This is a genomic window from Chryseobacterium jejuense, from assembly GCF_900100075.1.
Classification (GTDB): Bacteria; Bacteroidota; Bacteroidia; order Flavobacteriales; family Weeksellaceae; genus Chryseobacterium; species Chryseobacterium jejuense.
Map to the genome: position 1 here is coordinate 1 of NZ_FNEG01000002.1, position 13,386 is coordinate 13,386.

Here is a 13,386-nt window from a genome sequence, read left to right on the forward strand (position 1 = left end):
ATCCATCTACTTCTGCGCTCCCTTAATTGGGACTGCAAAGATAAGAACTTTATTTTAACTCGCAAATTTTATTCGATAAAATTTAAAAGCTTTTTTTCGTCCGTTTCCTTTAGTAGAATAAATGTTCCTTGCTTATCTAAAAGCTCTCCTGCGCTTACTGAATCTCTTTCGTTTTTCAGTGGGGCAAAGATAGACACTTATACCATACCACGCAAATCTATTTAACATAAAGTTTACATTGCTATACCAATTGTGAGTAAGTCCCATATTTAACCTATTGATATATTTATATTTATGTAGTTATTAACACTTATCCACAAGAGTGGAATTGTTTTTTAAAAGGTATGGAATGTCGTTTTGAGAGGGATAGAATAGGGTTTTATACCTATATATAATAGATATGTTACTATATAATATATATGATGTGAGTCGTTAGGCTGATATAGGTTTGGGCTAAAGCCGGAGGAAAAGGCTTTTTTTAATGTAAACGGGCTAAAGCCCGTTTCTATTGATGGACTTCTAGTGGTTTGGAAAGAATAATTAAAGTCTTTTTTAATAATACGTTGCTGAGCGTTGGTGAAATTCTTACAGGATAACAAAGATTACACAAAACAGGATGAAAGATGAAGGGACTCAATAATAGAATGCTTATTATGGAGGATTCTATTATTGAGAAGCTGCTATAAAAATAGTGTGGAATCTATATTTTTTTATTTTCCCGCAGATCGCGCAGATTTGCACAGAGGAGCGGAAATAATTGGATAACCACCCCGTCAAAAATTCTTTGAATTTTTGACACCCCTCCAAAGGAAGGGAATGATGGGAGACATTCATTATGGATAAGGCTTAATATTACTAATTAATGCCACCCTATTCTCTATTCTCTATTCTCTATTCTCTATTCTATATTCTATATTCCCCGCCACTCATTACTCATTACTCATTACTCATTACTCATTACTCATTACTCATTACTTATTATATAATTCAGGTCCCCTACCCTAGCCCCGATAGAAACGGTTACCCCGCAGCATGGGTTGGTAAGAGAAAGGATTTGAGCGTTGGAGGGCAATGGTGCGAGGAGTATGAGTGGATAGCGGGATTAAGCTCCTGAAAAATTATAGTGTTTGAAAGTCCGAGGGCTCGAGAGTATGAAATTAAAAGAAGAGAGAAAAATAGCAAGGTGGAATATTGGAAAGAAAAGGTGAAGAATAGAGAATAAATACATCGAGGGGACTACAGAATCTCTATTTGAGTAAGAGCCTTTTCAAAAGTGGATAAAAAAAATTCCGTAAGAGTCCTGTATATTGGATTCTTACGGAATGATTGTAAAACCGAAGTTTGTATTTTTAGTTCAGAACGTAGGATGTTCCGTCTCTTCCGTCTTTTAATTCGATGCCTTCAGCAAGCAGTTTATCTCTGATCTGGTCTGAAAGTTCGAAGTTTTTGGATTTTCTTGCCTGATTTCTAAGTTCGATTAAAACTTTTAGGGTTTGATCCAGCTTTTCATTATTATTTTCCTCTACAGCTTGTAATCCCAAGACATCAAAGATAAAGGCATTTAATGTTGACTTTAAATCTTCAAAATCTGCTGTTGAGATCGTTTCTTTGCCATCATTTAAAGCAAAAATGTATTTTACAGCTTCAAATAAATGAGCGATTAGAATTGGAGAGTTGAAATCATCTGTTAATGCCTCATAACATTTGTTCTTCCATTCTGTAAGGCTGAATTCTGACTGTTTATTATCATCAGGAGTAATGGAATTCAATACTTTCACAGCTTCCATTAATCTGATGAATCCTTTTTCGCTGGCAATCATCGCATCATTAGAAATATCTAACACACTTCTGTAATGTGCCTGCAGGAAGCAGAAACGTACAATTGACGGGTGGAAAGACTTTTCAAAGAAGTCATTATCTCCTGTTACCAACTGCATTGGAAGGATATAGTTCCCTGTAGATTTACTCATACGTTGAGAATTCATCGTCAACATATTGGCATGCATCCAGTAATGTACCGGCGCTGCTCCGTTGCAAGCTTTTCCTTGAGCAATTTCACATTCGTGGTGAGGGAATTTTAAATCCATTCCTCCCCCGTGGATATCAAAAGTTTCACCTAAATATTTAGTACTCATCGCAGTACATTCAAGATGCCATCCCGGGAAACCTTCTCCCCAAGGAGAGTTCCATCTCATGATGTGAGCGGGAGATGCTTTTTTCCAAAGAGCGAAATCCTGTGGATTCTTCTTCTCGCCTTGTCCATCAAGATCACGGGTATTTGCAAAAAGTTCTTCTATATTACGTTTTGAAAGTTCACCATAGTTCAATCCTCTTTTATTGTATTCCAATACATCAAAGTATACGGAACCGTTACTTTCGTAGGCAAAACCTGTATCTATTAATTTTTGAGTAAGCTCAATCTGCTCTACAATATGCCCTGTAGCTGTAGGTTCGATATTTGGTGGAAGCAAATTAAACATCTCAAGCACTTTGTGGAAATCAACTGTGTACTTTTGTACGATCTCCATTGGTTCTAATTTTTCAAGACGGGTTTGTTTAACGAATCTGTCGTTATTTACATCACCGTCATCAGTAAGGTGACCGGCATCCGTAATGTTTCTTACATATCTTACTTTATATCCTAAATGCATTAGGGTACGGTAGATAAAATCGAAAGAAAGGAAAGTTCTTACATTTCCCAAATGCACGTTGCTGTACACTGTAGGTCCGCAGACATACATTCCTACATTTCCTTCTAAGATGGGTTTGAATATTTCTTTTTCCGCTGTAAGCGAGTTGTATATTTTTAGTTGCATTTATTTTTTATTAAAAGATTCAATAGTTTTAAGATTCAAAAATTAGTTAAAATAAAAATCTGTCACAACAAATAATCGTGGTGATAAAAATTTTATGGGAAACTTTTTTAAATTTTATCATAATTAAATCGCTTTTAAATGATGCTGCAAATGATCTACATAATCCTTAATGATAAACTCTAACGTAAACCTCTGAAGTTCAGTTTTAGTAGTATCACAAGTTCTTTGCAATGCGTCATCGGGAATATTTTCTACAACATGAACAACCTGATAATTCAACGCTTTCCAAAGATTAATTAATTCGGAAACTGGAACATTCTGATAGTTCTGGGCTTTCACCCAAATGTTCTGATCGTATACGATATTCTCGTTCTCTTTATATTGAGTGACTACAAATCTACGGATATTTGTAAAAGCACTGTCACAAAGGTGGCCAATAATTTCTTTTTTGGACCATTTTTCCGGACTGGCTTTATATTCCCAGTCTTCCGCAGAGATTGTCTGAAACCTCTGAACCTCGGCATCTACAATATTTTTAAGGATCTGATAGTTCATTGAATTAGTCTAATTTTGCATGGCTTCCTACATAATGTAAGAATTCCTGTCTTGTAATAGGGTTTGTTCTGAAGATTCCGCTTAATTCTGCCGTAATGGTTGAACTTGCTGTATCTTTAATTCCTCTACAGTTTACACAAAGGTGTTTTGCATCAATGATACATGCTACATTTTTTGTTCCTAAAGCTTCTTTCAGAGCTTCTACAATCTGCATTGTTAGTCTTTCCTGAACCTGTGGTCTTTTTGCATAGTAATCCACAATTCTGTTAATTTTTGAAAGACCAATTACTTCTCCGTTTGAGATATAAGCAACGTGTGCTCTTCCTATAATCGGTAAAAAGTGGTGTTCACAAAAAGAATATACGGTGATATCTTTTTCCACCAACATCTGACGGTATTTATATTTATTGGAAAATGTAGAGATACCCGGTTTGTTTTCGGGAAGAAGACCTCCGAAAATCTCGTTCACATACATTTTGGCAACACGCTTTGGTGAGTCTTTCAGGGAATCATCAGTCATATCCAGTCCTAATGTTTCCATAATTTCTCCAAAAAGCTCAGTAATTTTTTCAATTTTTTCCTGTGGCGATTTATCAAAAGCATCTTCCCTTATAGGCGTATGTTCTTTTCCAGTGAAAATATCATCGTCGTTATCAGTAAAATCAACCATTTTTATTTAATTTGCAGCAAAAATACGGATAATATTGTTTCATCTATTTTTTCCGAAAAGTTTTTATTCATTTTTTGGATTGATGGGAACCTCTATGATATCTATGGTTATTGAATACTTTTCAATCACGGAGATTTCAGCTGGATGAAAATATTATCTTTTATAACCTACTCTGATTAAAAACTATATGATTATTGTTGAAGAAGTACAAAGCAAAGACCACAAAAGGGAATTTCTGGAATTTCCCGCACAACTTTATCAACACGACAAAAATTATATCCGCCCATTAGATAAGCATATTGAGGAGATTTTTGATCCAAAAAAAAACAAGTTCTTCAAGAGTGGAGAATGTAAAAGGTTTCTATTTAAAAAAGAGAATAAGACGGTTGGAAAAGTAGCAGTTTTCATCAACAATTGTTATGAACAGAAGCAACCTACCGGCGGATTTGGATTTTTTGACTGTATCAATCATCAGGAAACGGCTAATTTCATTTTTGACCACTGTAAAAACTGGCTTCAGGAAAAAGGGATGGAAGCCATGGATGGTCCTATCAACTTTGGAGAGCGGGATAAATTCTGGGGGCTTTTAATTGAAGGTTTTATAGAGCCTTTGTATGGAATGAACTATAATTTCCCTTACTATAAAGATCTTTTTGAAAATTATGGGCTGAAGATCTATTTTGAACAGCTTTGTTTTACCAGACCGGTATTTGCCGAAGTTTCACGCATTTTTACCATTGCTCACGAGAAAAACAGAAGGAATCCAGCAATTTCTGCTCAACCTATGAAAAAGAATAACTTGCCTAAGTTTGCGAAGGATTTTACAGAGGTTTATAATAAAGCATGGGCTGCTCACGGAGAGGGAAAACAACTGGAAGAAGCCAAGGTTCTGAAAATGTTCAATACCATGAAGCCTATTATGAATGAACATATTTCATGGTTTGTGTATGAGAATGATCAACCTATCGCCATGTGGATCAATCTTCCGGACCTCAACCAGTGGTTTAAATACCTCAACGGAAAGTTTGGAGTTTTTCAAAAGCTTAAGTTCTTGTTTTTAAAACGTTTTAAAAAGAATGAAAAAATGGTTGGTCTTGTTTTCGGTGTTGTTCCGGAATGGCAGAGGAAAGGGATTGACGGCTATATGATCTGGGAAGGGACTCAACATTTGAGAAAACATACAGATTTTACGATTACGGAACTTCAGTGGATTGGTGATTTTAATCCAAAGATGATTAAGATTGCGGAAACTCTTGATACTACTGTAACCAGGAGGCTTGCAACTTATCGATATTTATTTGATCGGAATAAAGAATTTGAAAGACATCCAATTCTTTAGTTAGGAAGATGGAAGGTATTGATATTTTTGATTACCTAAAGATTCAGTTTGCTTTTTTCTGGGAGCTGTGTATTATTTGGCGCAAAGTTTTTATTAGCTTGCTGTTGTAGTTTTGAGGGAGCAAAGATGGAATCAACTCCATTGATTCTTTCTAAGCAGGTGTGTAGCCTACGGCTTTTTCAAACTAGTTTTATCTTTAAGAAAAAATTTCTGTATCAGATTATAAAAATAAAAACCCTGCCGTTTAAGACAGGGGTTCTTCATTTTTGGTACTTTTATTAGAATAGCTCACCAGCTACTTTTTTTATATTATCGCTTTTCCCCATTGAGTAAAAGTGCAGAACAGGAACTCCAAAATCCAGCAATTCTTTGCATTGGGCAATGGCCCACTCTATCCCGATCTGCTTAACAGCTTCATTATTTTTTGCATTCTCCACTTCATTGATCAACTCTTCCGGAAGGTCTATTTTGAATACCTGCGGTAAGATTTTCAGGTGTTTTTTGGTGGCAATTGGTTTAATCCCTGGAATGATTGGAACGGTAATTCCCATCTCTCTTGCTTTCTGAACGAATTCAATATACTTTTTATTGTCAAAAAACATTTGAGTTACAATATAATCTGCTCCGGCATCTACTTTTTGCTTCAGCCATTTCAGGTCGTAATTCATAGATGGGGCTTCCATGTGTTTTTCAGGGTATCCAGCTACTCCAATGCAGAATTTATTCAGTTCATCACAAACCTGTTCTTCGTTGTGAAGGTATTTTCCTCTCCCCAGATTGTTAATCTGATTCACAAGATCCATCGCACTTGCATGTCCGCCCTGAGTGGGTTCAAAATACTGATGTCCTTTCATGGCGTCTCCTCTTAAAGCCATCACATTATCAATACCAAGATACATACAATCTACCAAAAGATATTCTGTTTCTTCTTTGGTAAAACCACCACATAAAAGGTGTGGAACGGTATCCACATTATATTTATGCTGAATGGCAGCACAAATTCCCAATGTTCCCGGGCGCATTCTTGTGATACGACGCTCCATCAATCCATTTCCTTTATCCAGATAGATATATTCTTCTCTTGACGTGGTAACATCAATGAATGGTGGTTTGAATTCCATCAACGGATCTATGTTCGTGTACAGATCTTCAATACCAATCCCCTTTTGTGGCGGAACCACTTCTAAGGAGAATAGGGTTTTTCCATTTGCGTTTTTAATGTGTTCTGTTATCTTCATTTTTAATTTTTATTACCTAAAATTTCATTAGTTTTTATAAATCCAATCTGTTATTAAGGTGTTAGATCCTCTGCATCTATCATAAGAGCCTAATGAAAAAGTTAATTTAAATCTGTATTTTCTATCATTGAAAGTTTCAAAGAACTTGTTGCTTTGTAGTACTTCAAAATCAGATTTAATATTTATATCATAAATGTAGGTTTGACTTGGCTTGAGATTTATAGCTTTACTACTATAAGTAAAACAATCAATATCTTTTTTCGGCATATGGGCTGCTTCAAAAGTCTGAGTCTCTTCATTATAAAATTCGAATTTCTCTAATCTCATATTACAAAGATTAAGCTCTTTGCTGATTTTGAAAGATTTTTCATCATTGTTTTTAATCAATAATTTAAACCGACCTGTTTGTTTTAAGTTTTCAGTATTTACAGCAGTCTGATAATTACATTTCTGCCCATAAGCAAAAATGTTTATCAATAAAAACAAAATGAGGATTGCACTTTTCATATTTATATTCCATCTGCTAAATTGGGAGACAACCACTTCTTTGCTTCTTGTAAAGAAATTCCCTTTCTCTCCGAGTATTCTTTTAATTGGTCTTCTGCAATTTTTCCCAGTCCGAAATATTTTGCATGGGGGCTTCCGAAATAATATCCTGAAACAGCTGCTGTTGGGAACATTGCCAGACTTTCCGTCAAATAAACTCCGATATTTTCTTCAACCTTCAATAAATCCCAGATTGCATGTTTTTCCAAATGGTCTGGGCAAGCCGGATACCCCGGTGCCGGACGGATTCCCTTATATTTTTCTGCAATTAATTCTTCATTACTTAATTCTTCCTGAACGGCATACCCCCAATATTCTGTTCTTACTTTTTTATGTAAAAATTCGGCATAAGCTTCTGCAAAACGGTCTGCCAGAGCTTTTACCATGATGGCATTGTAGTCATCATTGGCTTTTTCATATTCTTCTGCTAATTCATCAGTTCCGAAACCTGTAGTTACACAGAAAGCGCCCATATAATCAGTTTTCCCTGTACTTTGTGGGGCAATAAAGTCGCTTAATGCCAGATAATCTTTTCCTTTTGATCTTTGAGCCTGCTGTCTTAGGGTTAAAAACTTAGCCTGCTCATTATTATTCTCATCAAAAATCAAAATATCATCGGATTCGTTGGAGTTGGCTTTGAAAATTCCAAAGATTGCTTTTGCTGTTAATAACTTTTCATCCAGGATTCTGTTTAAAATAACTTGAGCATCTTTGAACAATTCCTTCGCCTGTACTCCCACAACCTCATCTTCTAAGATATTCGGGTATTTCCCGTGAAGATCCCAGCTTCTGAAGAATGGAGACCAGTCGATGAAAGGTAATAGTTCTCTCAGGTCCTGATTTTCAACTACAGTGATCCCTAAATTGTTCGGTGTGAAAATGTTTTCGTTTTCCCAGTCTATTTTGAACTTATTTTCTCTTGCTTCTTCAATGGAAACATAATCTTTATCCACCTGTCTGTTCAGGAACTTTTCTCTAAAATCTGAGTAATCGTTTTTCAAATCAGAAACATATTCTTTATTTCTGTCTCCTAATAATGAACTTACCACGTTTACAGCTCTTGAAGCATCATTAACGTGAACGACTGCATTTTTATATTTTAAATCGATTTTCACTGCGGTATGTGCTTTTGAAGTGGTAGCACCACCAATTAATAAAGGAAAATCTAAATTCTGTCTTTCTAATTCTGAAGCGATGTACACCATTTCATCCAAACTTGGGGTAATCAATCCACTTAATCCAATTACATCTACTTTTTCTGCAATGGCAGTCTGAATGATCTTTTCAGCAGGAACCATTACGCCAAGGTCAACAATTTCATAGTTGTTACAACCTAAAACTACACTTACAATGTTCTTTCCAATATCGTGAACATCTCCTTTTACTGTAGCCATCAGGATTTTCCCGTTAGCCGGTCTTGATCCGTCTTTTTCTGCTTCAATATACGGTTGTAAGTAAGCAACAGCTTTTTTCATTACTCTTGCCGATTTCACTACCTGTGGCAGGAACATTTTTCCGCTTCCGAATAAGTCTCCTACTACTCCCATTCCGGTCATCAGATTAATTTCAATAACGTGAAGTGGTTTTGCAGCTACTTGTCTGGCTTCTTCTACATCTTCTTCAATAAAACGGTCAATTCCTTTTACCAGAGCATAGGTAATTCTTTCCTGTAATGGATTGTTTCTCCATTCCAGATCTTCCGTTTTTTCTTTTTTGACTGATTTATGTTTTTCTGAATAATCAAGAAGTCTTTCTGTGGCATCTTCTCGCTTATCAAGGATTACATCTTCTACAAGTCCCAGCAATTCTTTATTAATCTCATCATAAACTTCCAGCATGGCAGGGTTTACAATACCGATATTCATTCCGGCCTGAATGGCATGGTAAAGAAATACGGAGTGCATGGCTTCTCTTACGGTATCATTTCCACGGAATGAAAAGGAAACGTTGCTTACTCCGCCACTCACAGATGCATACGGAAGATTTTGTCTTACCCAACGTGTAGCTTCAATAAAATCGATGGCATTCCTTCTATGCTCATCCATTCCCGTTGCTACTGGGAAAATATTTAAGTCGAAAATGATATCTTCTGCCGGGAAGCCAAGCTGGTTCACCAAAATATCATAAGACCGTTTTGAAATTTCAATTCTTCGGTCAAAACTGTCGGCCTGCCCTACCTCATCAAATGCCATTACAATTACTGCAGCTCCATATCTTTTGATCGCTTTGGCGTGTTTGATAAATTCTTCTTCACCTTCTTTTAAGCTGATGGAGTTTACCACACACTTTCCTTGTGCTACCTGAAGACCTGCTTCCAGAATTTCCCATTTGGAAGAGTCTACCATGATCGGGATTCTTGCAATATCCGGTTCTGAAGCAATTAAGTTCAGAAATTTAATCATAGATGCTTTTCCATCAATCAAACCATCATCAAAGTTAACATCCAAAATCTGGGCACCTCCTTCTACCTGATGGCGGGCAATGTCTAAGGCTTCAGAGAATTTCTCCTCTTTGATGAGTCTTAAAAACTTTTTGGAACCGGCAACATTAGTTCTTTCACCAACGTTGATGAAATTACTTTCCGGCGTTATGATAAGAGGCTCAAGGCCTGATAATCTTAAATATTTCATTTTATTCTTCTAAAATATAGTAGGCATTATTTGCATTCTGCCTTAATAAATCCCTGTGCTTGCCTAAAGCGGTGAACAGTGGAAATCTTTTGTATGCCAAGCCATGTTCTTTAGCAAATTCTTCTATCTCCTCCGTGATCTCATTGTAATACATATAGCTGTAATTGGGAAAAAGGTGATGAGCCACATGGAAATTAAAATTTCCTAATACATTTCTTACCAACCAATTGTTTTCTTCTAAATCATTGGTTACTTCCAATTGATGACGAAGCCAGCTGAATGGAAGCCCGTTATCTTTATTCAATCTTGGAAAAGCATTATCAGGAAGCGGATGCAAGGGCAATAAAACAAACAGTGCAAAAATGCTTGCTGCAATCACCTGTAAAAACCAAGCTCCTAAAGCTAAACCGATTGATACTTTAAAGAACACTACAGGAACTACAATCTGATAAAAAAAGTAAAACAGCTTATAACTCACCATTTTTACTTTCTCCACAACAGGTATTCTTCCCTGAGTTTTCAAAATCACTCTTTCCTTATCAAAGAAGTCTCTGAAATCTCTTATGAACATCCAGTTGAACAAGTACAACGGATATACCAAAAAGAAAAACCTATGCTGATACTTCTGTACTCCTTTTGCCTTAATCCAAGGCACTATTAATAGCAAACCACTCTGCTCAATATCGGTGTCCCAGCCATCCACATTGGGATAAGCATGGTGACTTGCGATATGTCTTTTCTTCCAGATATAGGAATTGGCTCCTATAAAATCAAAAATGTGAAGCACCACTCCATTCAGTCTTTTACTTTTAAAGATGTTGTTATGGGCTGCTTCATGGATTAGATTTAAATAAATTAAAACCAAAGAAATTCCCATTAAAACAAAACTCAGAATATAGACCCAATGTTTTTCTGCATTCAATACAGCGAAAAAATATAAACCTACATAGATCAAGGGGAGAATTACCGCTTTAATCTTAATATAAACGTCCCTGTTTTCAGGAATAGCTTCTACCCGTTGGTTTACTTTCTTTCTTAGTTCATTGAACAGCTTGGCATCCTCTGAATCTTTTAAGTAACTCGGCTTTTCCATTATATTAAAGTTTGTGGTTTACTTAAAGATAATATTTATAACCGAGTCTTTATTCTTGATTTTAATTAAAAAAATCTATCAAATCATACAAATTTTCTCAATTTTCTTGGGTCATATTTTTCGACCAGCTCGGCAATGGCCTTGATATGTTCCGGAGTAGTTCCACAACATCCTCCGATAATATTAATCAATCCTTTTTCCACATATTCCTTGATCTGTCTCGCCATATCCTCAGGTGTCTCATCATATTTTCCAAAGGCATTCGGTAATCCGGCATTTGGATATGCCGAAACGTAGAATTCTGAATTATGAGCCAATGTTTCCAGATAAGGAGTCAGCTGATCTGCTCCTAATGCGCAGTTAAAGCCGACGCTTAATAAATTCAAGTGGGAAACAGAGATCAAAAAGGCTTCTGCTGTCTGTCCGCTCAATGTTCTTCCTGATGCATCGGTAATGGTTCCTGAAACCATAATCGGAATTTTTATTCCTCTTTCCTCCTGAAGTTCATCAATAGCAAAAAGAGCAGCTTTAGCATTCAATGTATCAAAGATGGTTTCTACCAATAGAATATCTGAACCACCGTCTAATAAAGCTTCACATTGTTGTTTGTAAGCGACTCTCAGTTCTTCAAAAGTAATGGCTCTGTATCCAGGATCATTCACATCAGGGCTTAAACTTGCCGTTCTATTGGTTGGTCCGATAGATCCTGCAACGAATCTCGGTTTATCCGGATTTTTCGCAGTGTATTCATCACAGGCTTTTCTGGCAATTTTTGCTGACTCGTAATTCAGCTCATACACAAGTTCCTCCATATGATAATCTGCCATTGCAATAGTAGTTCCGGAGAATGTATTGGTTTCAAGAATATCCGCTCCTGCTTCAAGGTACTTCTTATGTACTTCTTCAATGGCCTGAGGCTGTGTCAAAGAAAGCAGGTCATTATTCCCTTTTACCGGATGTTCCCAGTCTTTGAAACGCTCGCCACGGTAATCTTCTTCTTCGAACTTGTAACGCTGAAGCATGGTTCCCATAGCACCGTCCAGTACCAGGATACGTTCTTTGAGGGCTTTGTTTAGTGATTCTATATTTGTCATCTCTTTTTATAGTTGTTGAGTGAGACTGATAGGTTTGGGGTTGATAGGGGTTGATAGTACTTCGTTCTATCTTTGGTTAAATCGCCCCGTTGGGGCTCTTTGTGGTTAATCTAAGGCTTGTTTTAGGTCTGCGATAATGTCGTCTACGTTTTCTAAACCTACTGAACAACGAACTAATCCTGCTGTAATTCCTACCTCGTTTCTTTCTTCGTCTGACAGTTTAGAGTGTGTGGTAGATGCCGGGTGGGTTACAATCGTTCTTGTATCCCCTAAGTTTGCAGAAAGTGAACACATTTGGATCTTATCTAAGAAGCTTCTTCCCCCTTCTATGCCACCCTTTATTTCAAAAGCAACAATGTTTCCACCAAGCTTCATCTGTTTTTTGGCTACTTCATAGCTCTGATGGGATTTCAGGAACGGATATTTTACGAGTTCTACATTAGGGTGACTTTCTAAAAACTCGGCTACCTTCAATGCATTTTCACAGTGTTTTTCAACACGGATTGCCAATGTCTCCAAACTTTTTGACAATACCCATGCATTAAATGGAGACAAAGCAGGCCCAGTATTTCTTGCAAAAAGATAGATTTCTCTGATCAGGTCTTCTTTTCCTACTGCGATTCCGCCTAATACTCTTCCCTGTCCGTCAATCAGTTTCGTTGCAGAATGTACAACAACATCTGCACCATATTTAATAGGCTGCTGAAGATAAGGTGTTGCAAAACAATTATCTACAATAAATATTAAGTTATGTTTCTTTGCAATCTGACCGAAAAACTCAAGATCCAGAATTTCAATCGCAGGATTGGTAGGCGTTTCTAGGTATAAGATCTTTGTATTGGGTTTTATATACTGTTCTACATTCTCAGCGTCTTCTGCTTTGAAATAGGTAGTTTCAATATTCCATTTCGGGAAATATTTTGTGAATAAAGTGTGAGTAGATCCGAAAACCGACTGACAGCTTACAATATGATCTCCTGCACTTAACAAAGCTGCAAATGTAGAATAGATGGCTGCCATTCCTGTTGCAAAGGCATATCCTGCTTCTGCACCTTCCATTTTGGCGATCTTTTCAGTAAATTCAGTTACATTCGGGTTAGAGAAACGGCTGTACAGGTTTTTAGGTTTTTCTTCAGCAAAACTTGCTCTCATATCTTCGGCATCCTGAAAAATAAAGCTGGAGGTAAGATATAGTGGTGTGGAATGCTCATCAAACTGAGATCTCTCCGTTTGGGTTCTTATTGCTGATGTTTCGAAATTTTCCATATAGTTTTAATTGATATTACAATGTATCTTTATGATGCTTGTTCCAATGTTTAATCACGGTGCATTTGTTTTAAAATGGGTACATTTTTATAAATGCGATGTGATTATGTTTGATAGAATTCTATTCTATCCTTGGCTA

Annotated in this window: 10 protein-coding genes; 1 reads left to right on the forward strand and 9 read right to left on the reverse strand. The window is 36.6% G+C overall.

From position 1 onward, the window contains the following. Positions 1–1,349 precede the first annotated feature (1,349 nt). From cysS to folE, 3 genes are all read right to left on the reverse strand, one after another. A complete protein-coding gene (cysS, locus tag BLS98_RS05605) occupies positions 1,350–2,816 on the reverse strand; it encodes a cysteine--tRNA ligase (protein WP_089734492.1) in 1,467 nt (488 codons plus the stop codon). 123 nt (positions 2,817–2,939) lie between these two features. Further along, positions 2,940–3,371: a DinB family protein gene (locus BLS98_RS05610; protein WP_089734495.1), complete on the reverse strand. Its 432-nt coding sequence runs from the start codon at positions 3,369–3,371 to the stop codon at positions 2,940–2,942. A 4-nt stretch (positions 3,372–3,375) separates the two neighbouring features. Beyond that, the gene (gene folE, locus BLS98_RS05615) at positions 3,376–4,041 is read right to left on the reverse strand and encodes a GTP cyclohydrolase I FolE (RefSeq protein WP_045490962.1); all 666 of its coding nucleotides are present in this window, start codon (positions 4,039–4,041) and stop codon (positions 3,376–3,378) included. A gap of 187 nt (positions 4,042–4,228) precedes the next feature. On the opposite strand from folE, the gene BLS98_RS05620 reads away from it, so the two are divergent. Continuing rightward, on the forward strand, positions 4,229–5,380 hold the full coding sequence (locus BLS98_RS05620; RefSeq protein WP_089734497.1) for a hypothetical protein: 1,152 nt from the start codon (positions 4,229–4,231) through the stop codon (positions 5,378–5,380). A gap of 278 nt (positions 5,381–5,658) precedes the next feature. On the opposite strand, the gene metF is transcribed toward BLS98_RS05620, so the two are convergent. The 6 genes from metF to BLS98_RS05650 all read right to left on the reverse strand — a co-directional run bounded on the left by metF (position 5,659) and on the right by BLS98_RS05650 (position 13,247). Beyond that, a complete protein-coding gene (gene metF / locus BLS98_RS05625; RefSeq protein ID WP_089734499.1) occupies positions 5,659–6,618 on the reverse strand; it encodes a methylenetetrahydrofolate reductase [NAD(P)H] in 960 nt (319 codons plus the stop codon). A 27-nt stretch (positions 6,619–6,645) separates the two neighbouring features. Further along, a complete protein-coding gene (locus BLS98_RS05630; RefSeq protein WP_089734500.1) occupies positions 6,646–7,125 on the reverse strand; it encodes a hypothetical protein in 480 nt (159 codons plus the stop codon). Positions 7,126–7,127: 2 nt separating this feature from the next. After that, the gene (gene metH / locus BLS98_RS05635; protein WP_089734502.1) at positions 7,128–9,794 is read right to left on the reverse strand and encodes a methionine synthase; all 2,667 of its coding nucleotides are present in this window, start codon (positions 9,792–9,794) and stop codon (positions 7,128–7,130) included. A gap of 1 nt (position 9,795) precedes the next feature. Continuing rightward, the gene (locus tag BLS98_RS05640) at positions 9,796–10,887 is read right to left on the reverse strand and encodes a fatty acid desaturase family protein (protein WP_089734504.1); all 1,092 of its coding nucleotides are present in this window, start codon (positions 10,885–10,887) and stop codon (positions 9,796–9,798) included. A gap of 83 nt (positions 10,888–10,970) precedes the next feature. Continuing rightward, positions 10,971–11,981, reverse strand: coding sequence for a homocysteine S-methyltransferase family protein (locus BLS98_RS05645; RefSeq protein WP_089734506.1), 1,011 nt, complete (start codon positions 11,979–11,981; stop codon positions 10,971–10,973). A gap of 105 nt (positions 11,982–12,086) precedes the next feature. After that, positions 12,087–13,247, reverse strand: a complete 1,161-nt coding sequence (locus BLS98_RS05650) for an O-succinylhomoserine sulfhydrylase (protein ID WP_089734508.1) — start codon at positions 13,245–13,247, stop codon at positions 12,087–12,089. Between the last annotated feature and the right edge of the window lie 139 nt (positions 13,248–13,386).

Bases quoted from the DNA above. Each gene is read 5' to 3' on its own strand.
- metH (WP_089734502.1), bottom strand. From the start codon at position 9,794: ATGAAATATTTAAGATTATCAGGCCTTGAGCCTCTTATCATAACGCCG.
- BLS98_RS05620 (WP_089734497.1), top strand. From the start codon at position 4,229: ATGATTATTGTTGAAGAAGTACAAAGCAAAGACCACAAAAGGGAATTT.
- BLS98_RS05610 (WP_089734495.1), bottom strand. From the start codon at position 3,371: ATGAACTATCAGATCCTTAAAAATATTGTAGATGCCGAGGTTCAGAGG.
- BLS98_RS05630 (WP_089734500.1), bottom strand. From the start codon at position 7,125: ATGAAAAGTGCAATCCTCATTTTGTTTTTATTGATAAACATTTTTGCT.
- metF (WP_089734499.1), bottom strand. From the start codon at position 6,618: ATGAAGATAACAGAACACATTAAAAACGCAAATGGAAAAACCCTATTC.
- BLS98_RS05650 (WP_089734508.1), bottom strand. From the start codon at position 13,247: ATGGAAAATTTCGAAACATCAGCAATAAGAACCCAAACGGAGAGATCT.
- folE (WP_045490962.1), bottom strand. From the start codon at position 4,041: ATGGTTGATTTTACTGATAACGACGATGATATTTTCACTGGAAAAGAA.
- cysS (WP_089734492.1), bottom strand. From the start codon at position 2,816: ATGCAACTAAAAATATACAACTCGCTTACAGCGGAAAAAGAAATATTC.
- BLS98_RS05640 (WP_089734504.1), bottom strand. From the start codon at position 10,887: ATGGAAAAGCCGAGTTACTTAAAAGATTCAGAGGATGCCAAGCTGTTC.
- BLS98_RS05645 (WP_089734506.1), bottom strand. From the start codon at position 11,981: ATGACAAATATAGAATCACTAAACAAAGCCCTCAAAGAACGTATCCTG.